The organism is Oceanibacterium hippocampi, from assembly GCF_900172325.1.
Lineage (GTDB): Bacteria > Pseudomonadota > Alphaproteobacteria > Sneathiellales > Sneathiellaceae > Oceanibacterium > Oceanibacterium hippocampi.
Window position 1 is genome coordinate 283,827 of the sequence record NZ_FWFR01000002.1, and the last position, 20,486, is coordinate 304,312.

The following is a 20,486-nucleotide window of genomic DNA, read 5'->3' on the forward strand; positions in this document are numbered from 1 at the left end:
CCCTACCAGTAGAAGAAGACCGCGATCACGTGCGCGATCAGCGCCGCGAGAAGCGCGAAGGAAATGGGAACATGGATGTAGAGCCAGATCTGCATCAGCGCGAGGAAGCGGACGTCGCGCCGGGCCTGGCGCAACAGTTCGTTTTTGCGGGACAGGATGCCGGCGAGCCGGCGGATCTGCGTCGCCTCCTTGCCGGAGGCCGAAGCCGCGAGTTCCTCGACCCGCACCAGCCCCCTGGCCGTCGGACAGTTCCGGTCCTCGCCGGACAGCATGCGCCCGAGGCCGCCGCCGATCTTCGTCTTGTTCGCCGCCTCGAGGACCACCGCGTTGATCTCGTCACCGAGGGTGAGCGCCGCGCTCCGGGCCTCCTCGTCGAGTTCGGCGATGTCGCGGAGCAGCTGTTCGGAGGTCTTGCCATGCCGGTTCTCGGTCATCAGCCGGGGATAACGGGCATAGGCGTAGATACCGAACACGCCCGAGACGATGACCAGGATCATCAGCGCATAGGCCAGCGTGTGCAGGTTCCAGCCGAACTGGAAGCCGGTATGCAGGGTCGCCACGACGATCAGGGCAAGGCCGAGATAGACATGCGCCGAGAGCCAGCCCTGCAGCTTGTTCGCGCCGCCGTAATAGCGCCGCTTGCGCATTCCGAACCACATCAGCCAGAGGATCAGCAGCGCACCGATCGTGCCGAGCGTGTAACCGAGCCAGGTGCCGCCGTTCGGCACGCCGAGGGGCTGGTCGACCGCATAGGCGATGATCGCCACGATCCCGAGCAGGACGGCGATCTTCAGAAAGCGGAAACCGCGATAGACGAGTACTGATTCATGCATGTTGGCGAGGGCCCCCTTCCGCGCCAAGCGGAATACTATTGTCGCGCCAGCGCGGCGATCGACATGAATTCTTCAGGACTGACACGGATGGCAGCCCCCGTCGGACAGGCCCGGACGCATGACGCGCCGCCGGGAATGTCCTTGCACATATCGCATTTGACGGCCTGCTTGGCCCCTTTGCCCTTGGCTTTCGGATCCTGCCCCGGTCCGGATCCCAGTCCGAACAGCATCCAGCTCAGCAGGCCGGGCTTCTTCGGCGGCGCCGCGGAAAGCCGGATCACGTCATAGGGGCAGTTCATCTCGCAATTGCCGCAACCGATGCAGCTGTCGTCGATATAGACCTCGCCGTTCTGCGCCCGGTGGATGGCGTCCGGCGGGCAATCCTTCATGCAGTGCGGATGCTCGCAATGCCGGCACGAGGTCGGCACATGCAGTTCGGCGTAGGTCGGCCCGGCCTCACGGTTCAGGCGGTTGATGCCGCCGTGGGTCTCGGCGCAGGCCTTCTCGCAATTGTCGCAGCGCACGCAGAGCGACTCGTCGATCAGCAGGATGTCGGTCGCCTCGCCGGCGCCCTGCTTGACCAGGAATTCGATGATCCCGCTGGCATCGCGCGACTGCGCCATGCGCTCGTTCTGGACCGCGAACCCGCGCGCCCGCGCCTGCATCGCTGCGCTCAGCGTCGGCGACTTGTCGAGCAGCGCCTTGAAGGCCGCGCCGTCCATCCGGATGGTCTCGGTATTGTCGATCGCCGCGCGGACGGTGGCCGAACGGGGCGCGTCGGACAGGAACGCCATCTCGCCCACGTAATTGCCCGAGGCGACGTAGGAGAGCACGATGTCGGAGCCGCCGATGCGGCGCGAGACGGTGACCGAACCGCGCCGGATCAGATGCACCGAGTCGCCTGCCTGGCCTTCCTCGAACAGAGCCTGGCCCTGCTTGAAGGAATTGATCTCGGCGGTATCGACCAGTTCGATCAGGTCCTCGGTCGGGACGCTCGGCGCCATGTGGGTCTGCACCTGGCGGATGATGGCGGTGCGATCGAGTACGCGTTTCACCGATTCAACGGAGTTGACCAGCTTGATCATCGTCCGCCGCGGCACTTCCAGCAGCGTCGCGTTCCGCCCGGCCTTGACCGTCGCGGTCCGGCGCCGGCCGGAAATCAGCCCCATCTCGCCGAAGAACTCGCCCTGCCCGAGCCGCACCACGACCGAGGGATCGGACGGATCGACCTCGATCAGGACCTCGCCCTCGACGACGGTGAAGAACGAATTGGTGTAGTCGTTGCGCGCGAACACGACCTCGCCGTCCTTCGGGCGATGGAGGCTCGCCTCCAGCATCATTTCGCGCAGCAGCAGCGGGTTGAGCTCGGAATAGATCGGCACGTTGGCGCGGATCATGTCGAGCACCTCGGCGACCGACATGCCCTGGAGAATCTTGAAATTCTCCTCGAGCAGCGGTTCGTCCGCCGGCTTGATCATGTTGCCGGCGATGAACTCGATCGCCTCGTATCCCTGGTTCATCGCCTGCTTGATCAGCGGATAGCCGCCGAGCGCGCCGATGATATAGAGGCCGGGAACGTTGGATTCGTATGTCGAGCTCACTTCCGGGAGCGCCGTCGCGTCCTTCGACGGGAAGACGATCCCGCAGCTCTCGACGAACTTGCGCGGCGCGACCGCGCCGAGACGGGCGATGACCCGGTCGCATTTGACGTCGATCTCGCCATCGGGCGTGCTCAGCGTCAGGGCGCCGTTCTCGACTTTGACCGGGCTCGCGCTGTAGATGCAGTTCAGGTCGCCGCGCTGGATCGCGGTGCTGATCAGCGCCAGGTTGCCTTCCTTGGCACGGGCGAATTCGTCCCGTCGGTTGATGATCGTGACCCGGTTCTGCTTGGCCAGCGCGACCGCGTTCTCGATCGCCGCGTCGCCGGCGCCGACGACCAGGATGTCCTCGGCCTCGTACTCGTCCGGATCGTCGAGCTGATACTGGACGAGGCCCGATTCATCCTCGCCCGGAACGCCGAGCTTGCGGAGGTTGCCCTGCAGGCCGATGGCGAAGATCACATGCTCGGCCTTGACCGTATCGCCGCTATTCAGGGTGATCGTGAAATCGCCCTTCTGCCCGGTGATTCCGGTGACCTCGCTGTTGTAACGGACGTTGACGCCGAGTGTCTCGGTCGTCTTGTCCCAGGAGCCGAGGATATCTTCGCGTATGCCGAGGGAGAATTCGTATTCGCTTCGAAGCGGCAGGTTGTCAGGCGTCGCCATGACCAACTTGCCCTTCTGGTACTTGTAGATCGTGTCGGATAGATGGTCGGATTTCTCGAACAGGACATGCGACACACCGTTTGCCGCCGCGCGACCTGCCGCGCTCATCCCGCCGGGACCGGATCCTACTATGGCGACCGCGTATTGTTCGGTCATATACCCCTCAGGCGGGCTCTCGAACGCCCTGCCTCCCCACTGCTTCCATTACGCGAACATAACGTTTGCCTTGATTTAGGGTCAAGTAAAGCCTTGAACACACGCATTGATTCAATCGCCTTCGGATATCAGGCGTTACGAATAAGCAACAGTCGTCAAGCGTCGGCGGTGCTCGATTATCCAAGCGCTCCAATGGCTGCAAGCCCGGCGGGGCGGCCGTCGAACTCGTCCATGGCATCCAGGAAAACACCGAAGAGATAATCGGCCGAGGCGCTGTCGGCGAGCAGATGGGCACCGCGATGGCCGCCGATTTCTCCCGAAACGAGAATCGCGTTCGTCCGGGCGACCGATGTCTGGGCGACCGCGTGCAACGGGAAGGCGCGTTCACGGAGATCGACCGCGCAGAGCTTGGCGAACATAGCCGGCGCCGCCTCGCCGGCGAGGAAGAACCAGCAATGGCTGTCCCGTCGCGGCATCGGCCAGGCGCCGTCGGCGGCTTCGGCGTTCCAGGCGCCCTCCCAGGCGGCCAGCAGGTCGGCCGGACCGTCCGCCGGTCCGAGAATGAAGGCCTCGGTCGGGGCGAGCTTCGCGATCAGCGAGCCGTCGGCCTGCGGATAGGCGCGGTTGTGCTCGGGGCCGATCAGGGCGCCCAGCCCGGCCAGCCAGCCGATCGCCGCCGGCCCCTTGTAGCCGCCGCGCGGCAGGGCCGAGAGGTCGACCAGCGCGAGACGGCCGGCCGCCGTCCGCTCACCCTCCGGATCGCCGAAATGGCGGGCCACCTCGGCGTCGCCCTGGAAGCTCCATTCGGCGCCGAGACCATCGAGCCGGCGATGCAGGGGCGAGCGGCGTGGCAACGGCACGAGCTTGATCATCGTTCTGCTCCCGTTCCGGCGTCGGTCGGCGCTGCCCCGGTCATGAGTCCTGCCGTTCGTTGTCGGGATCGTAGAACGGGAGCGGCACGACCTCGGCCCGCAGCATGGCGCCCTGGTCGACCCGGATGTCGAAGGGGACGCCGGGGGCGGCATGCTCGGCCGGCACATAGGCGAGCCCGATGACATGGCCGAGGCTCGCCGAGCGGGCGGCCGAGGTCACCCGTCCGGCAACCTGGCCGTCGCGGATGACGAGGTGGCATTCCTTCGGCACCCGGCTTTCGCCCGCCGGGAGCCGGAAACCGACCAGCTTCCGTGTCAGGCCGGCCCGGCTGCGCAGCCCGATGGCGTGCTTGCCGACGAAGAAGTCCTTCTTCCGTGCTATTGCCCAGGCCATGTCGGCTTCCAGCGGATTGGTCGTCCCGTCGGTATCCTGGCCGACGATGATATGACCCTTCTCGAGCCGCAGGAGACGCTGCGCCTCGACCCCGAAGGGCGCGATGCCCTCCTCCCTGCCCGCCTCGACCAGGGCGTCCCACAGGGTCTCGCCGAGACCGGACGGGCAATGGATCTCGTAGCCGAGCTCGCCCACGAAGCCGACCCGGAGCAATCGGCAGGGAATACCCGCCACGTGGCCTTCGCGGACCGCCAGGTAGGGGAAGCCCGCCGGCGAGAGGTCGAGGCCGTCGGCGACGCGTTCCAGCACCCTTCGGCTGTTGGGACCGGCCAGGTTGATCGCGGCCCAGGCGGCGGTAACGTTGGCGATATCGACCCGCATCCGCCACTCGGCATTGAGCCGGAGCATCTCCCGGTAGACCCCGTCGACCCCACCGGTGGTCGCCGTGACGTAGAAGTGATTGTCGGCCATGCGGCAGGCGACGCCGTCGTCGACGATGATGCCGAGCCGGTCGGTCATCAGCACGTAGCGCGACTTGCCGACCGGCTGCTTCGCGTAGGCGAAGGTGTAGACCCGTTCGAGGAAGGCCGCCGCGTCGGCCCCGCGGATTTCCAGCTTGCCGAGCGTCGAGACGTCGATCAGGCCGACATTGCCGCGCACGTTCGCCGCCTCCCGGGCGATCGCCCCGGCCGCGTCGCCGCTGCCCCCGTAATGGGCCGGGCGGAGCCACAGTCCAGCCGGCATGAGCACGGCGCCCGCCTCCACATGGCGGTCATGCATGGCGGTTCGCCGTACCGGTTCGAAGCCGCGCCCGGCAAGCAGGCCGAACTTCTCCGGCAGCGCCGGTGGCCGCCAGGTCGTCGCGCCGACCGCGTCAAGTGTCTGCCCGGTCGCCTCGGCGATCAGCCGCTGGGTGGCGAGCGCCGAGTGCCGCCCCTGGCTCGGCCCCATGCCGACCGTCGAGAAGCGCTTGACCAGTTCCGCGTGACGCCAGCCCTCGGCAATCGTGTTGCGGATGTCGGCGATCGTCAGATCCTCGTCGAGGTCGACGAATTCCTTGCCCCTTGGATGGGGGAAGATCGGCCAGGGATGGTTGAACAGCGCCCCGTCCGGGGCCGGTCGTTCCGGCTCCGGCGCGGCGCCGCCGGCGACCGCCTGCCGGGCCGCGGCGCCAACCGCCAGACCGTCGCGGGTCGCCGCGTCGAGGCTGTATCGGCCGGCCGCGGCACCGGCCAGCCCGACGCCCTCGGGCAGTTCGCCGCTGGCGAAGCTGTGTCCGCTCCCGTCATGGACGGGCCGCATGCCCCGGTGGCAGAGCAGGTGAAGGCGCGGCACCTGGGCGACGCTGACCGCCAGCAGGTCGCAATCGACCCGGCGGCGGCTGTCGTCGACCCGCCCGCGTCCGGTGACCCCCGCGAGCGTCACCACGCCGAGCCGGGCCCGGCCGTGGCCCTCGTAAGCAGTCCAGCCGTCGAGGAGCTCGATCCCGGCGGCGCGCGCCTCGCGCCGGAACGGGCCATCGTCGGGCGCCAGGCGCAGATCGGCGATCGCCGCGACCACGGCCCCGGCCTCGACCAGGTCGAGGGCGACGCCGTAGCCCTGGTCGTTCGCCGTCACGACCACGGCGCGACGCCCCGGCAGCACGCCGTAGAGACGGATCAGCCGCGATACCGTGTCGGCCGTCATGATCCCCGGCCGGTCGTTGTTGCGGAATACCAGCGGCTGCTCCTCCGCCCCGGTCGCGACGACGACCCGGCCGGCGCGGATCTTGTGCAGGCGCTTGCCCTGCCCGACGGCGAGCCAGTTGTCGTCATAGAGACCGAGGCAATGGGCGCCGGTCATGACATGGATCGTGCCGGCCTTGCCGTTCCGCTCCAGCGGTTCGGCCCCGACACCGCCGCGGCGCTGGCGCATCGAGCCGCCGATCACCGGATTGCGGTCGATCAGGATGACCTCGGCGCCGTCCTCTGCAGCGGCGAGCGCAGCGGCGAGGCCGGCCGGCCCGGCGCCGACGACGGCAACCTCGCACCAGCCGTAGGCCTTGTCGAAATAGCCATGCGGACCGTTCGTGTCGACCGTGCCCAGCCCGGCGAAGGCACGGATCTTCGGTTCCCAGAATTTCCACGCGCCGGCCGGCCGGTAGAAGGCGCGGTAATAGAATCCGGGCGGCAGGAAGCGGCCGAACAGCCCCATCAGCGCGAAACGGTCCCGTTCGAGGCTGCCGGCATAGTTCTGCCCCCGGAAGGAGGCGCCCTCGGTCAGCGGAACATGCTCGGCAAAGGCGTTCGGTTCGGCGCCGGCCGCGATCAGGCTGTTGGCGTCGGCGGCGGTCATCGAGAACAGGCCGCGCGGGCGGTGATACTTGAAGCTCCGCGAGAGCACCGAGATCCCGGCCCCGACCAGCGCCGAGGCGGCGCTGTCGCCGGCGAAACCCGACAGGGTTCTCGCGCCGAAGCGGAAATGCAGCGGCCGCGTCCGGTCGATCAGGCTGCCGAACGGTGCCGCGAGCCGGGTTCCGCTCATGTCTCGTCCCCGGCCGCCGGCGTTGCGCCGAACATTTCCGCCGCCGGCATCGTCCGGATGATCCGGTCGCTCACCGTGTCCCGTTCGGCGATGAACCAGTAGCTGGTCGGCAGATGGCACCACCATTCCAGCACCGGCCCGGCGACGTTGGGCTCGTAGACGATGTAGTCGCGCCAGGCGTCGTCGCTGCCGGCGACCGGGTCGGGCATGGTCTTCACAACGCCGCCATACTGGAACTCGGAGATGTTGCGCGGGCCGTTGAGCGGGCAATGCATGAGCTTCATCGTCGCCGTCCTAGTGCCCGACCGAGGCGGCGCCCTTGTCGCCGAGCAGTTCGATATCGTCGAAGCGGGCGAGCCGGAAGGGGCGGATCAGTTCCGGCACGGTCCCGGTCGCGACGGTCTCCGCCATCCGCTTGCCGACCACCGGCGTCGCCTTGAAACCCCACGTGCCCCAACCGGAATCGAGCCAGTAGTTGCGGATCGGGGTCTCGCCCATGATCGGCGAGAAGTCCGGCGACATGTCGGTCATCCCGGCCCACTGCCGGAGAATTTTCATTTCTGCCAGGAACGGGAAGAGTTCCAGCATGTTGGCCATCAGTCCCTCCTTGAAATCGAGGGTCGAGCGCGTGCCGTAGAGCGGATAGGGATCGCTGGCGCCGCCCATCACGAGTTCGCCGCGCGGCGTCTGGCTGATATAGACGTGCAGCGAACCCGACACGATGATCGGGTCGAGGAACGGTTTCACCGGCAGCGAGACGCAGGCCTGCAGCGGGACGGTGCGGATCGGCAGCCGGAAACCCGCCATGTCGGCGAGCAGGGTCGAGGCGCCGGCGACCTGCTGGACGATCTGCCCGGCCTCGATCCTGCCCCGGTTGGTCTCGACGCCGATCGCCCGGTCGCCGTCCTTGACGATGCCGGTCACCTCGGTCTTCTGCAGGATCGAAACGCCGCGCCGGGCCGCGCCGGTCGCATAGCCCCAGGCGACGGCGTCGTGGCGGGCGATGGCGCCCGGCTCGTGATAGAGCGCGCCCAGGACCGGGTGCCGGACATCGCGGGAAAGGTTGAGATTCGGCGCCAGCCGGGCGATCTCGTCCGGATAGATCACCTCTGAGGCAACGCCCAGGTGCTTGTTGACCTCGGCCCGCCAGCGCGCGGTACGGATCGCCGCGTCGGTATGCGCGAGCGTCAGGTGGCCACGCTCGCTGTAGAGGATGTTGAAATCGAACTCTTCCGACAGCCCCTGGAAGAGACGGACCGACTCGTCGTAGAAGGCGACCCCTTCAGGCGTCAGGTAGTTCGAGCGGATGATCGCCGTGTTGCGGGCCGTGTTGCCGCCGGCGAGATAGCCCTTCTCCAGCACCGCCACGTCGCGGATGCCGTGCACCGTCGCCAGGTAGTAGGCCGTCGCCAGGCCATGTCCGCCGCCACCGATGATGACGACATCGTAGCGCTTCTTCAGATCGGGCTCCGGCGGCAGGTCCGGGACCGGTCTGTAGCGCCGGCGTAGGCCGTATTTCAGCAAGGCGAAGGGCATCGGCATTCCTCTGAACGTCATGCACATTATGCCCAACCGCGCCGGCAATCAGCATTTTCGCGGCACATTTTTGCACGCAACCGCCTTGCGGGAGCCGGCCCGGCACTGCTAGACGGCGATGAAACCCGCCCGCGGCGCCGGCATCGACCCCGGGCGGCTCCCTGAATTCGAGGAAAGCCGGACAACGGCACCGTTGGAGCGGAAGCAGCCTTGAAAGTCATCGTGCTCGGCGCCGGCGTGGTCGGTGTCAGCCTCGCCTACATGCTCGCCGGCGACGGCCACGAGGTGGTGGTGCTCGAACGGCGTGACGGCGCGGCGCTCGGCACCAGTTTCGCGAACGGCGGGCAGATCAGCGCCAGCCAGCCGTTTCCCTGGGCGAGCGGCAAGGTCCCCGGGCGACTGATCCGCTGGCTCGGCCGCGACGACGCGCCGCTTGCCGTCCGGCTGCGGGCCGATCCGGCTATGTGGTCCTGGGCGCTCCGCTTCCTGATGCGCTGCACGACGGCGCGCAATCTCGACGGCGCCGGGCGCGCGCTCCGGCTCGCCATGTTCAGCCGCGGTGAACTGCGGCGCCTGCGCCACGAACTCGGCCTGTCCTACGACGCGGAAGAGCGCGGCATCCTGAAACTGTATCGCGATCCCCGCAGCCTCGAGGAGGCGGCCGCCCATGCCGAATGGCTTGGCGCCCGGGGCATCGCCCAGACCCTGCTCGACCGCGACGGCTGCGTGGCCGTCGAGCCGGCGCTGGCAACCGGCGCGGCGGGAATCGCCGGCGGCACCTACACCGCCGAGGACGAGAGCGGCGACGCGCATCGCTACACCCGCGCCCTTGCCGAACGGGGCGCCGCGCTCGGCGTCGTGTTCCGGTTCGATACCGCCGTTCGCGCGCTGGAGGCGGACGGCGCGCGGATCGTCGCCGCCGCGACGGATGCGGGCCCGGTCCGGGGCGACGCCTTCGTGCTTGCGGCCGGCGTCGATGCGCCGGCGCTGGTCCGCCCGCTCGGCCTCCGGCTTCCGGTCTATCCGGTCAAGGGCTACTCGGTCACCATTCCGGTCGGCGGCAGCAACGCCGCGCCCCATGTCAGCATCACCGACGAGGACCGCTACGTGGTCATGAGCCGGCTCGGCGATCGCCTGCGGGCGGCCGGCACCGCGGAACTGGCCGGCCACGACACCACGCCCAACCGGCGCCGTTCCGGCGCCGTGCTCGATGCGGTGATGTCGCTTTTTCCCGATGCCGGCGATGCCGGGGCCGCGACCCACTGGGCGGGCTTGCGGCCGATGACGCCAGACGGCGTGCCGCTGATCGGCCCGACGCCTTACGCCAACCTGTTCCTCGATACCGGGCATGGCACGCTCGGCTGGACCATGGCGGCAGGTTCGGCCCGGGTGCTCGCCGAACTGGTCGCCGGTCGCCCCTCGCCGATCGACCTCGATGGCCTGACAATGCAGCGTTTCCAAAAAGGCAGGGGCCGCGCGCGCGAAACTGGGTGATACTCCTGTTGCGTCATCGTTCGGAGGCTTCATGTCCATCGCCGTCACGACGCCCGTGCGTCCGGACGATTCCGGGCTTCGCGGGGTCGGTTTCCTGCTGGTCGCGGTCTGCCTGTTCGCGACGATGGACGCCTGCGCCAAGTACCTGGTGCTCCGCTATCCGATCCCCGAGGTGATCTGGGTCCGCTATTCCGTTCACACGGTGCTGATGCTGGCGCTGTTCTGGCCGAAGATGCGGGGCCGCCTCATGCGGACCACGCGGCCCGGCCTGCAGATCGTCCGCTCCGTGCTGCTGCTGGTCACCACGGCCTTGTTCTTCAGCGCCGTCTTCTACCTGCCGATCGCCGACGCCAGCGCGATCGCCTTCGTCGCGCCGCTGATCGTCGTCGGCCTGTCGGTGGTGATCCTGAAAGAGAAGGTTGGCGTTCGGCGCTGGGCGGCGGTCGCCGTCGGCTTCGCCGGCGCGCTGGTGATCATCCGCCCGGGGCTCGGCGCGATGCATCCGGCCGCCCTGCTGGTCCTGATGATGGCGGTGACGCACGCCCTCTACCAGATCACGACCCGCATGCTGGCCGGCGAGAACCCGGTCACGACGCTGTTCTACACCGCGATCGTCGGCAGCCTTGCGATGAGTGGCGCCATGCCGTTCTACTGGGTGACGCCGTCGCTCGTCGATGGCGGGCTGATGATCCTCCTCGGCGTCCTCGGCGGGGTCGGTCACTTCCTGCTGATCAAGGCCTTCCAGGTCAGCATGGCCTCGACACTGGCGCCGTTCATGTATCTGCAACTGATCGCCGCGACCATCGCCGGTTACATCGTGTTCGGCGATTTCCCGGACCAGTGGACGATCCTCGGCGCGGCGATCGTCGCCTTTGCGGGTATCTACATCGGCTACCGGGAACGGGTCCGGAGAACCCCGGCAAAGGCCTGAAGCCCGGCGTTCAGGGCTGACCGAGACCGACCCGAGCGGCGTCCAGCTCGACACCGTTGCCGGCGATGGAATAGGTCCGCAGGCAATATTCCCAGTTGACCGAACCTTCCGGGCCGAACCCCTGGATCACGCAATGATCGCGCAGCATCGCGGTCGGTTCGGTCTGGCGGGTCGCCGAACAGGCGACTAGGACGGGGAGAAGCAGCGCGGGAAGCGCCAGTCGGATGATCTTGTTCATGGCAATTCTGGTTCGTGAGGGTCAGTTCCGCCCGTAACCGGCACGGCTGCGGTCCAACTCTATGCCATTGCCGCCAATCGAGTAGGTCCGCAAGCAATAAATCCAGTTGGCCGAGCCTTCCGGACCGAAACCGTATCGCTGGCAGAAGTTGGCGAGCATCCGGGTCGGCTCGCCCGGCGGCGTTGCCGTGCAGGCCGCGAGAAGGGACACGGCAAGCGCGGCAAGGATCAGTCGCGCGGATATTGTCATGGCGATCCGTTTCCCGTCATCACGGTTGACCCAAACCTGCCCTGCTCTCGTCGAGTTCGATACCGCTGCCGCCAACCGAATAGGTCCGCAGGCAGTAGGTCCAGTTCTCGGAACCTTCAGGGCCGAAACCGTCCCTCAGGCAGTAGTTCCGCAACGCCTCGGTCGGCCCGCCCTGCGGGGGCGCCGCACAGGCCGCGAGGAGAGAAAGCAGAACGGTCGGAAGCACAAGCCGGGTGAGCGTTTTCATGCTCTAGAAACTGGGCCCGGCGCTCCGGATGGCAATGCCCGCAGGGCCGCGGCAGGCGCGGCATTCCGCCGCGCTTGCCCATGCCCCGGTCGATCCCCGCCCCGGCCGCTCAGGCGACCGAGGTATCCGCGAGATCGCCGTACATTTCCGGCCGCCGGTCGCGGAAGAACTGCCACAGGTTGCGGACTTCCCGGACCTGGTCCATGTCCATGTCGGCGACGACGAGTTCGTCCTTGTCCTCGCTCGCCTGGGCGATGATCTCGCCGCGCGGGTTGCAGACATAGGACGAGCCGTAGAAGCGGCCGATGTTCCAGGGTCCCTCCGTGCCCGGGCGGTTGATCGCGCCGATGAAGGCGCCGTTGGCGACCGCCGCGGCCGGTTGCTCGAGCTCCCACAGATATTGCGACAGGCCGGCCACGGTCGCCGACGGATTGACGATATACTCCGCGCCGTTCAGGGCCAGCGCCCGCCAGCCTTCCGGGAAATGCCGGTCGTAGCAGATATAGACGCCGAGCTTGCAATAGGCCGTCTCGAACACCGGCCAGCCCGAGTTGCCGGGCTTGAAGAAGAACTTCTCGTAGAAACCGGCGACCTGCGGGATATGGGTCTTGCGATACTTGCCGAGGTAGCGGCCGTCGGCATCAATCACGGCGGCGGTATTGTAATAGATCCCGGTCTTCTCTTCCTCGTAGATCGGGACGACGATCACCATGCTGTGCTTCTTCGCGTATTCCTGCATCAGCTTGGTCGTCGGACCGTCCGGGATGCGCTCGACCGCCGCGTACCACTTGCTGTCCTGGGACGGGCAGAAATAGGGCTGGGTGCAGACTTCCTGGAAGCTGAGCACCTGGACCCCCTTGCGCCCCGCCTCCTCGATCAGCGGGATATGCGCCTCGATCATCAGGTCGCGGATTTCCGCCGGCGACATCGAGGTATCGCCCTTCAGTCCGACCTGTATGAGACCCGCCTTCACTATCGCCATGATCGCCTCCTGTGGAATTCGGTTACGCGGTCTTCCTGACCATCTGGTCAAGACTTATCGCGAATTACCGGGGCGTGCAAATGGCGCCGCGATCGTGACCCATGCGGGCCTTTCATTCGGCCGGCAAATGGTCCAGAATTTGACCAAGTAATCAGGTTTCGGATCGGCGCAACCGGTCCGGCGAGGCCGCGCAACAGCGGCCGAACCAGGGATCAGGCTTACGGGAAGGACAGGCGATGTCTCTTTTGATCAGGGGCGGCACGGTCGTCACCGCCGAACAGACCAAGCGTGCCGACATCTATTGCGAGGACGGCGTCATCAAGGCCGTCGGCGAAAAGCTGGACGTCCCCTCCTCGGCCACGGTCGTGGACGCCGGCGGGCAATATGTCATGCCGGGTGGCATCGATCCGCACACCCACATGCAGCTGCCGTTCATGGGCACGGTCGCGTCCGAGGATTTCCAGACCGGCACCGCGGCGGCACTGGCCGGCGGGACGACGATGATCATCGACTTCGTCATCCCGGACCCGGAAGAGCCGCTCATGGACGCCTACAGGAAATGGCGCGGCTGGGCCGAGAAGTCGGTTTCCGACTACAGTTTCCACGTCGCCATCACCTGGTGGGACCAGTCGGTGCATGACGACATGGGGACGCTCGCCCGCGACCATGGCGTCAACTCGTTCAAGCATTTCATGGCCTACAAGGGCGCCATCATGGTCTCGGACGAGATGATGCTGGCAAGCTTCGGCCGCTGCCGCGAACTCGGCGCCATCGCGACCGTGCATGCCGAGAACGGCGAGATGGTCTATTACCTGCAGCAGGAACTGCTGAAGAAGGGCATCACCGGGCCGGAGGGCCATCCGCAGTCGCGCCCGCCGGAAGTCGAGGGCGAGGCCGCCAACCGCGCGATCCGCGTCGCCGAGGTGCTGGGCACGCCGGTCTATATCGTGCACACCTCCTGCAAGCAGTCGCTCGAGGCGATCACCCGCGCCCGGCTGGAAGGGCAGCGGGTCTACGGCGAGGCCCTGGCCGGCCATCTGCTGATCGACGATTCGGTCTACTACAACGACGATTTCGCCTATGCCGCGGCCCATGTGATGAGCCCGCCGTTCCGCTCGAAGGAGCATCAGGAAGCGCTCTGGCGCGGCCTGCAGTCCGGCAACCTGCAGACCACCGCGACCGACCATTGCTGCTTCTGCGCGCCCCAGAAGGCGGCCGGACGCGGCGACTTCACGAAGATCCCGAACGGCACCTCCGGGGTCGAGGACCGGATGGCCGTGCTCTGGCATCACGGTGTCTCGACCGGTCGGCTGACGATGAACGAGTTCGTCCGCGTCACCTCGACCAATGCCGCCCAGATCTTCAACATCTACCCGCGCAAGGGATCGCTCGACGTCGGCGCCGACGCCGATATCGTGGTCTGGGACCCGGAGGCGAGCCGGACGATTTCGGCCAAGACCCACCACCAGAACATCGACTTCAACATCTTCGAGGGCATGACGGTGAAGGGTGTGCCGAGCAACACGATCTCCCAGGGCAAGCTGGTCTGGAAGGACGGCCAGCTCGACGTCGAGCGCGGCGCCGGCCGGTACATCAACCGACCGACCTTCTCGCCCGCCTTCGACGCCTTGAAACGGAAGAACGCGCTCGCCGCGCCGAAGTCGGTGCGCCGGGCCGAGGCGGCGGAGTAGACTGTCGCCGCCGGCCCGTCCGGGGGAAGAACATCAACCAGAAAAGGGGGCGCCGCCAGCCGGCGGCGCGAAGCCGATGCATCATGTCGTCCGCCGTATCGTCAGTGGTCTGCAAGAGTTGTTCCTGCCGCTCATCGCCGTCGGCGCGATCGGCCTCGCCTCTCTTGCGCCGGCCCAGGCCGGCGAGCGCTTCATCACGCTGGCCTCGACCACATCGACGGACAATTCCGGGCTGTTCGCCTACCTGCTGCCGATCTTCGAGGCAAAGACCGGGATCGCGGTCCGCGTCGTCGCGGTCGGCACCGGGCAGGCGATCCGGATCGCCCAGAACGGCGATGCCGACGTGATCCTCGTCCATCACAAGCCGTCGGAAGAAAAACTCGTCGCCGACGGGCACGGCATCAAGCGCTACGACGTGATGTACAACGACTTCATCGTCGTCGGCCCGGCTGACGATCCGGCAGGCCTGGCAACCGCCGCGAACGCCGCGGACGCCTTCAGGCGGATCGGCGAGAGCGCCATTCCGTTCACCAGCCGGGGCGACGACAGTGGCACGAACAAGGCGGAGAAGGCGCTCTGGAAAGCCAGCGGGATCGATCCCGCGGCAGCCAGCGGCGACTGGTACCGGGAACTCGGCGCCGGGATGGGGGCGACGCTCAACGCCGCCGTCGCGATGGATGCCTATGCGCTCAGCGACCGCGGGACCTGGCTCGGCTTCGCCAACAAGGGCAGCCACAGGATCGTCTACGAGGGCGACAAGGCGCTCTTCAACCAATATGGCGTGATCGTCATCGACCCGAAGAAGCACCCGCATGTAAAGGTCGCGGACGCGCAGACCTTTGCCGACTGGCTGATCGATCCGGAAGGACAGGCTGCGATCGCGGCGTTCCGCCTGCATGGCGAACAGGCCTTCTTCCCCAACGGCCGCGGCGCGCCCGTCATCAACTGACGGCGAACGAAGCCCCGCGCGGCGTCGCCGGAATGTGAAAACAACAATATGAGGCCTCCTCTCATGCGTTCAGCCGGCCCGATCCTGATACTGGTCGCCGCCCTTCTCACATCCGGGCCGCTTCATGCGGCAACGGCGGGTGAGCATGTCGCCGAAGGCTCGCTGACACGGTTGGAACTGACGGTACGCGGCGACGGCGCCGACGCGCCCGTGCTACGACTCGACCAGGCGATGGTAAAGGCCATGCCGCAGCACGAGATCGTGACCGCGACACCCTGGACCGACGGCCGACATGTCTATTCCGGGGTATTGTTGCGCGACCTCGTCGCCCGCCTGGGCGCCACCGGAACGCGGCTGCGCGCAACCGCCTACAATGACTATGTCGTCGAGATACCGCTCGAGGACATCGAGAGTTATGACGTGCTCCTTGCGGTTTGCGTCGACGACGAGCCGCTCAGCCTGCGCAACAAGGGGCCGTTCTGGATCATCTATCCGTGGGATGACCATCCGGAACTCAGACTGAACCTCTATCACGCCCGGGCGGTATGGCAGCTGAAGGAGCTCGTGGTCGAGTGATCACCACGACGAGGAAAGTCGCCTTCACCGGACTCGCCGTCATGATCCTGGCGCTGGCGATCGCGCTGATGGCGATGCATATCCAGCTTCGCAACCAGTTCGGCGCGAGCACGATGAAATATGTCGACACGACGGTCTGGTTCTCGCGCCAGATCGACATGGAACTGCTGTCGCTTACCAACGCCCTGGAGCATTACCGCGCCGTCCCGAACGAGGCCACCTGGCGAAAGGTCCGCGCCCGTTTCGACATTTTCTGGAGCCGCATCGACAGCGCCGGGAAGGGATCGGTCGGCCGCTACCTGATGGCGCTGGAGGACGTGCCGGAACTCCTGGAACGGGCGCGCCTCGCACTCCACGAAATGGAGCCGCTCATGGGGTCCAGCCTGCGTCCCGACCCGGCCGAACTGTTCGGCGCTGTCGAGCAACTGGAGGCACTTGCGCCGGCACTGGCGGTCATCTCGCACGAATCGATGGTCCGGCGCACGGAAGGACTGGCGTACGAGCATCACGTCCTGTCGCAGCTGAGCCGCCTTATCGTCGGCAGCCTGATCGCGATCATGACCTGTTTCGTCCTGTTGTGCGGGCTGATCGTTGCCGAGCGCCGGCGCGCGAATTCGCTGAACGACGAACTGGCGAGCCGCGTTGCCGAGCGAACCGCCGAGCTCGAGCGCGAGATGGCGAACCGCAAACGTCAGGAACACGCCCTTCGCCAGGCCCAGAAGATGGAGGCCGTCGGCCAGCTTACCGGCGGCATCTCGCACGACTTCAACAACCTTCTTTCGGTCATTCTCGGCAACCTGGAAATGGCCAAGGCGCGGCTTCCCGGGATTCACGCGGCGCATCGCTTCATTGCGCATGCGATCGAGGCAGGCCGCCGCGGGGCCGCTCTCAATCATCGCCTGATCGCCTTCTCGCGGGCCCAGCCGGTCCGTCCCGAACTGCTCGACCTGAACCGCAATGTCGCGACGACCATCGAGCTCGTCCGCCGCGCCCTGCCGCCGGCGATCCGTCTCGACTACCGGCCGAGCGAGGCGCCTGTGTTCTGCGAGGCGGACGCGGTCCTGCTGGAAGCGGCGGTGATCAACCTCGTTCTGAATGCCCGTGACGCCATGCCGGATGGCGGCAAACTGACACTCGAGGTGACCCGCGAAGCGACCGACCCGGAGAGACCCGAAGACAGCCCGGCCGGCGCGGGGACCGCCTGTCTGACGATCCGCGATACCGGGACCGGCATGGACCCGGAGACCGTACGGAACGCCGTCGAACCCTTCTTCACCACCAAGCGGCAGGGAAAGGGCAGCGGCCTCGGTCTCGCGATGGTCGACAAGTTCGTCAAGCTGTCCCATGGCACGGTCGAAATCGACAGCGCGCCCGGCAAGGGAACCGCAATACGAATCCGGTTTCCGGAAGCGGCCGGAACGCTCGCGCACGCCGACGAGAACGAGGAGATCCTCCCCACGGGCCGCGGCGAGACCGTCCTGCTGGTCGAGGACGACAAGGATGTCCGGGGCCTGGTGCACACCATGCTCGAGGATCTGGGCTACCGGCCGGTCAGCGCGGAATGCGCCAACGACGCACTGGCCATCCTGGAGAATGGCGCCGGTGTTGATCTCCTGCTGACCGACGTCATGCTGCCCGGCGCGATCGACGGGGCGGAACTGGTCGACCGGGCGCAGGAGGTCCAGCCCGGCCTTCCCTACATGTTCTTCTCCGGTTACGCCCCCTCGGCGCTGCATGAGCGGGGCGCGATCCGCGACCACGAGATCCTGATCCGCAAGCCGTTCACCGCCGCCCAGATCGCCAACGCCATGCGCGTTGCACTGGACCGGCCAAGCCGTCGCGAAGGCGTGGCGTCGGCCGCCCGCCGGAAGAAGCGCGAGACGGCTTGAGGTTGGCCGACCGCGAGGTGGCGCTCAGCGCGCCTCCAGCCGTACCGCCATGCCCCCCTTCGGCCGCAGGACGATCGTTCCAAACCCCCTGACCTGCGGCGCGATGGTTTCGACGAACCGGAAACGGCGGGCGATCGTGGCCAGGATTATCTGAGCCTCCATCATCGCGAAGCTGTTGCCGATGCAGATGCGCGGCCCGGCCCCGAAGGGCAGGTAGGCGAGACGCGGCCGGTCGGCGCTGCCCTCCGGCGAGAAGCGATCGGGATCGAAGCGCTCGGGCTCCTCCCATACCTCCGGATTGCGGTGCGCAAGCCAGATCTGCACGGTCATGATGGTGCCCTTCGGCACGGGAACGCCGTCGATCACATCGTCGTCGAGCGCATCGCGGGCGATTTGCGGCACCGTCGGGTGGAAGCGCATCGTTTCCTCGATGATCTGCCGCGCATAGGGCAGTTTCGGCAGATCCTCGAACGCCACGGCGCGGTCACCGACGACCGCGTCGACTTCCGCGCACAGCCGTTCCTGCACGCCCGGCCAGGTCGTGAGCGCGTGGGCCGCCCAGGCGAGCGTGGTCGCGGTCGTCTCGTGACCGGCGAGGAACATCGTCATGACCTCGTCGCGAAGCTGCCTGTCGGACATTCCCTCGCCGGTTTCCTCGTCGCGGGCGAGCATGAACATCGACAGAAGGTCGCCACGATCGGTCGGATCCGCGCGCCTGCTTCTGATGATTGGCTCGATGATGCGGTCGAGAACCGCCATGGCGCGCCGGGTGGCCGCCGATTCGATCCGCGGGAACCATTCCGGCACGCCGATCAGGTCGCGGACCCGGACGACGGTGCCGCGCTCGTTCAAGGCATTCATCGCCTGGCCCACCGCGGCCTTGTCGGCCGCGTCGAGGCCCTGGCTGAACATCGTCCTGCAGATGATCTCGACGGTCAGCTTCGACATCTCGCGCAGCATGTCGATGCTTTCGCCCCGCGCGACGGCATCGCACCAGCCATCGACCTGGGCGTCGGTCTCCTCCTGCATGGTGCGCGCGAACTCGCGGATCCGCCGGTGGTGAAAGGCCGGCGCCGCGATCCGCCGCTGCCGGCGCCAGAACGAGCCCTCGCTGACCAGCAGGCCGTTGCCGATGATCGGTCTGAACAGCGCGCGGGCAAGCGGCGACTTGTCATAGTTCCGGGCATTCCCGACGAGGACGTGATGCAGGTGTTCCGGCTTCCAGATCACCATCGTCTTGCGGAACAGGAAGCGGCGGATTCCGAGCCCTGCCCTCGGATCGATGCTGCGGAACAGCGATTCCGGGTCCCTGTTCAGTCGCCGGTAGATCTCGAAGAGGCCCAACTTGCCTGCACTCGTACTCACAGCTGCCTCCGCCCTTCAGGCATTTTCAGGACTCACGATACAACACATGGGAAACACTAATGAACACGGCCAGTCCGCACGCTTGCCGACCGGTGTGGCCACCCGCACAGGCCTTGCGGGCGATGGGAACGTGGGGGATTCCGATTGAACATGTTCCGTGGGTAAATTGCAGGAAGAAGGTTAACAATGTCTGCCGTTTCCCCGCCTTCCGACAGTCGGATGCCGGGGCAGCGAAAGAAAAAGGGGGGCACGAGCCCCCCTTCTCCGTCTTCCCTTGCAGGCGTCGGAACTACATTCCCATCGCCTTGTTCCAGACATCATGCGTCCAGGCGCCAACCGGCTCCTTGGAGATGACCGGCGTGGAATCGGTCTTGAGCAGGATATCAACGGTCCGCTGGTAGGCGGCCGGGTCGAGCTTGCCGAGCGCGCCGTCATTGGCAATCAGCTTGGCAATCTCGGCCATCATCCGCTTCTGGTGCTTCTCGGTCTGGGCGCCACTGGCGTCATTCTCGAGAACGATCTCGGCCGCTTCGTCCGGATTCTCGATGGCCCATTTCCAGCCCATCATCGAGGCCTTCACGAAGCGCGCGAGCTTGTCGACCATCTTCGGGTCATTGAGCGAGCTCTCGAGGGCATAGAGACCGTCCTCGAGCGTCGCGACGCCCTGATCCTCGTACTTGAAGACCGTGAGCTCTTCCGGCGTCAGGCCGGCGTCGATGACCTGCCAGTATTCGTTGTAGGTCATGGTCGAGACGCAGGCGGCCTGCTTCTGCAGCAGCGGATCGACGTTGAAGCCCTGCTTCAGCACGGCGATGTCGGCATCGGAACCGGCGGTCTTGAGGCCGAGCTTGTCCATCCAGGACAGGAACGGATACTCGTTGCCGAAGAACCAGACGCCGAGCGTCTTGCCCTTGAAGTCGTCCGGCGAATTGACCCCGGCGTCCTTGCGGCAGGTCAGCATCATGCCCGACTTGTCGAAGACCTGGGCGATATTGACCAGCGGCACACCCTTCTCGCGGGTTGCCAGCGCCGACGGCATCCAGTCGATGATCACGTCCGCGCCGCCACCGGCGAGAACCTGGGCCGGCGCGATGTCGGGGCCGCCCGGCTTGATCGTGACGTCGAGATCGGCTTCGTCGTAGAGGCCCTTGTCCTTGGCCACGTAATAGCCGGCGAACTGTGCCTGGGTCACCCACTTGAGCTGGACGGTGAGCGCGTCCTTGGCCTCAGCGGTGCCGATGCCAAGCGCCAGTACCGCGGCCGTCGCCATCAATCCGAGTTTTCTCATCCAACCTCT

General features: G+C 66.7%; 17 protein-coding genes. 6 read left to right on the forward strand and 11 right to left on the reverse strand.

From position 1 onward, the window contains the following. Positions 1 to 2: 2 nt before the first annotated feature. The 6 genes from OCH7691_RS12365 to OCH7691_RS12390 all read right to left on the reverse strand — a co-directional run bounded on the left by OCH7691_RS12365 (position 3) and on the right by OCH7691_RS12390 (position 8,578). Entirely contained in the window at positions 3 to 833 is an 831-nt protein-coding gene (locus OCH7691_RS12365) for a hypothetical protein (RefSeq protein ID WP_085884450.1), read from the reverse strand. Positions 834 to 868: 35 nt separating this feature from the next. After that, complete coding sequence (locus OCH7691_RS12370; RefSeq protein ID WP_085883846.1) at positions 869 to 3,253, reverse strand: cyclic nucleotide-binding domain-containing protein; 2,385 nt, start codon at positions 3,251 to 3,253, stop codon at positions 869 to 871. Between the two features lie 176 nt (positions 3,254 to 3,429). Continuing rightward, a complete protein-coding gene (locus tag OCH7691_RS12375) occupies positions 3,430 to 4,125 on the reverse strand; it encodes a hypothetical protein (protein WP_085883847.1) in 696 nt (231 codons plus the stop codon). Between the two features lie 40 nt (positions 4,126 to 4,165). Then, positions 4,166 to 7,042: a glycine cleavage T C-terminal barrel domain-containing protein gene (locus tag OCH7691_RS12380; RefSeq protein WP_085883848.1), complete on the reverse strand. Its 2,877-nt coding sequence runs from the start codon at positions 7,040 to 7,042 to the stop codon at positions 4,166 to 4,168. Continuing rightward, positions 7,039 to 7,326 (reverse strand): sarcosine oxidase subunit delta, encoded by a 288-nt coding sequence (locus OCH7691_RS12385; RefSeq protein WP_085883849.1) that lies wholly within the window; start codon positions 7,324 to 7,326, stop codon positions 7,039 to 7,041. Before OCH7691_RS12385 ends, OCH7691_RS12380 begins: the two co-directional genes overlap by 4 nt. Before the next feature lie 10 nt (positions 7,327 to 7,336). Next, positions 7,337 to 8,578 carry an FAD-dependent oxidoreductase gene (locus OCH7691_RS12390; RefSeq protein ID WP_085884451.1) on the reverse strand — a complete coding sequence of 414 codons (1,242 nt, stop codon included), beginning with the start codon at positions 8,576 to 8,578 and terminating at the stop codon, positions 7,337 to 7,339. Between the two features lie 210 nt (positions 8,579 to 8,788). Between OCH7691_RS12390 and OCH7691_RS12395 the strand changes: the two genes are divergently transcribed. Together OCH7691_RS12395 and OCH7691_RS12400 are read left to right on the forward strand one after the other, a co-directional pair. Continuing rightward, entirely contained in the window at positions 8,789 to 10,072 is a 1,284-nt protein-coding gene (locus OCH7691_RS12395; RefSeq protein ID WP_085883850.1) for a D-amino acid dehydrogenase, read from the forward strand. Positions 10,073 to 10,103: 31 nt separating this feature from the next. Beyond that, on the forward strand, positions 10,104 to 11,003 hold the full coding sequence (locus tag OCH7691_RS12400) for a DMT family transporter (protein WP_085883851.1): 900 nt from the start codon (positions 10,104 to 10,106) through the stop codon (positions 11,001 to 11,003). A 10-nt stretch (positions 11,004 to 11,013) separates the two neighbouring features. On the opposite strand, the gene OCH7691_RS12405 is transcribed toward OCH7691_RS12400, so the two are convergent. From OCH7691_RS12405 to OCH7691_RS12420, 3 genes are all read right to left on the reverse strand, one after another. Next, entirely contained in the window at positions 11,014 to 11,241 is a 228-nt protein-coding gene (locus tag OCH7691_RS12405; RefSeq protein ID WP_085883852.1) for a hypothetical protein, read from the reverse strand. A 21-nt stretch (positions 11,242 to 11,262) separates the two neighbouring features. After that, positions 11,263 to 11,490: a hypothetical protein gene (locus OCH7691_RS12410; protein ID WP_085883853.1), complete on the reverse strand. Its 228-nt coding sequence runs from the start codon at positions 11,488 to 11,490 to the stop codon at positions 11,263 to 11,265. 356 nt (positions 11,491 to 11,846) lie between these two features. Continuing rightward, complete coding sequence (locus tag OCH7691_RS12420; RefSeq protein WP_085883855.1) at positions 11,847 to 12,719, reverse strand: nitrilase-related carbon-nitrogen hydrolase; 873 nt, start codon at positions 12,717 to 12,719, stop codon at positions 11,847 to 11,849. Positions 12,720 to 12,955: 236 nt separating this feature from the next. Here OCH7691_RS12420 and hydA point away from each other — a divergent pair, with 236 nt between their 5' ends. From hydA to OCH7691_RS12440, 4 genes are all read left to right on the forward strand, one after another. Then, positions 12,956 to 14,410: a dihydropyrimidinase gene (hydA, locus tag OCH7691_RS12425; protein WP_085883856.1), complete on the forward strand. Its 1,455-nt coding sequence runs from the start codon at positions 12,956 to 12,958 to the stop codon at positions 14,408 to 14,410. Positions 14,411 to 14,486: 76 nt separating this feature from the next. Then, on the forward strand, positions 14,487 to 15,359 hold the full coding sequence (locus tag OCH7691_RS12430) for an ABC transporter substrate-binding protein (protein WP_085883857.1): 873 nt from the start codon (positions 14,487 to 14,489) through the stop codon (positions 15,357 to 15,359). A 63-nt stretch (positions 15,360 to 15,422) separates the two neighbouring features. Then, positions 15,423 to 15,935: a putative pterin-binding protein gene (locus OCH7691_RS12435; protein WP_085883858.1), complete on the forward strand. Its 513-nt coding sequence runs from the start codon at positions 15,423 to 15,425 to the stop codon at positions 15,933 to 15,935. Further along, the gene (locus OCH7691_RS12440) at positions 15,932 to 17,824 is read left to right on the forward strand and encodes an ATP-binding protein (protein ID WP_176245032.1); all 1,893 of its coding nucleotides are present in this window, start codon (positions 15,932 to 15,934) and stop codon (positions 17,822 to 17,824) included. The genes OCH7691_RS12435 and OCH7691_RS12440 overlap by 4 nt, the downstream gene beginning before the upstream one ends. Positions 17,825 to 17,848: 24 nt before the next feature. On the opposite strand, the gene OCH7691_RS12445 is transcribed toward OCH7691_RS12440, so the two are convergent. Both OCH7691_RS12445 and OCH7691_RS12450 read right to left on the reverse strand, forming a co-directional pair. Beyond that, positions 17,849 to 19,189, reverse strand: coding sequence for a cytochrome P450 (locus OCH7691_RS12445; protein ID WP_139839676.1), 1,341 nt, complete (start codon positions 19,187 to 19,189; stop codon positions 17,849 to 17,851). Positions 19,190 to 19,478: 289 nt separating this feature from the next. Then, positions 19,479 to 20,477: an ABC transporter substrate-binding protein gene (locus OCH7691_RS12450; RefSeq protein ID WP_085883861.1), complete on the reverse strand. Its 999-nt coding sequence runs from the start codon at positions 20,475 to 20,477 to the stop codon at positions 19,479 to 19,481. Positions 20,478 to 20,486 lie beyond the last annotated feature (9 nt).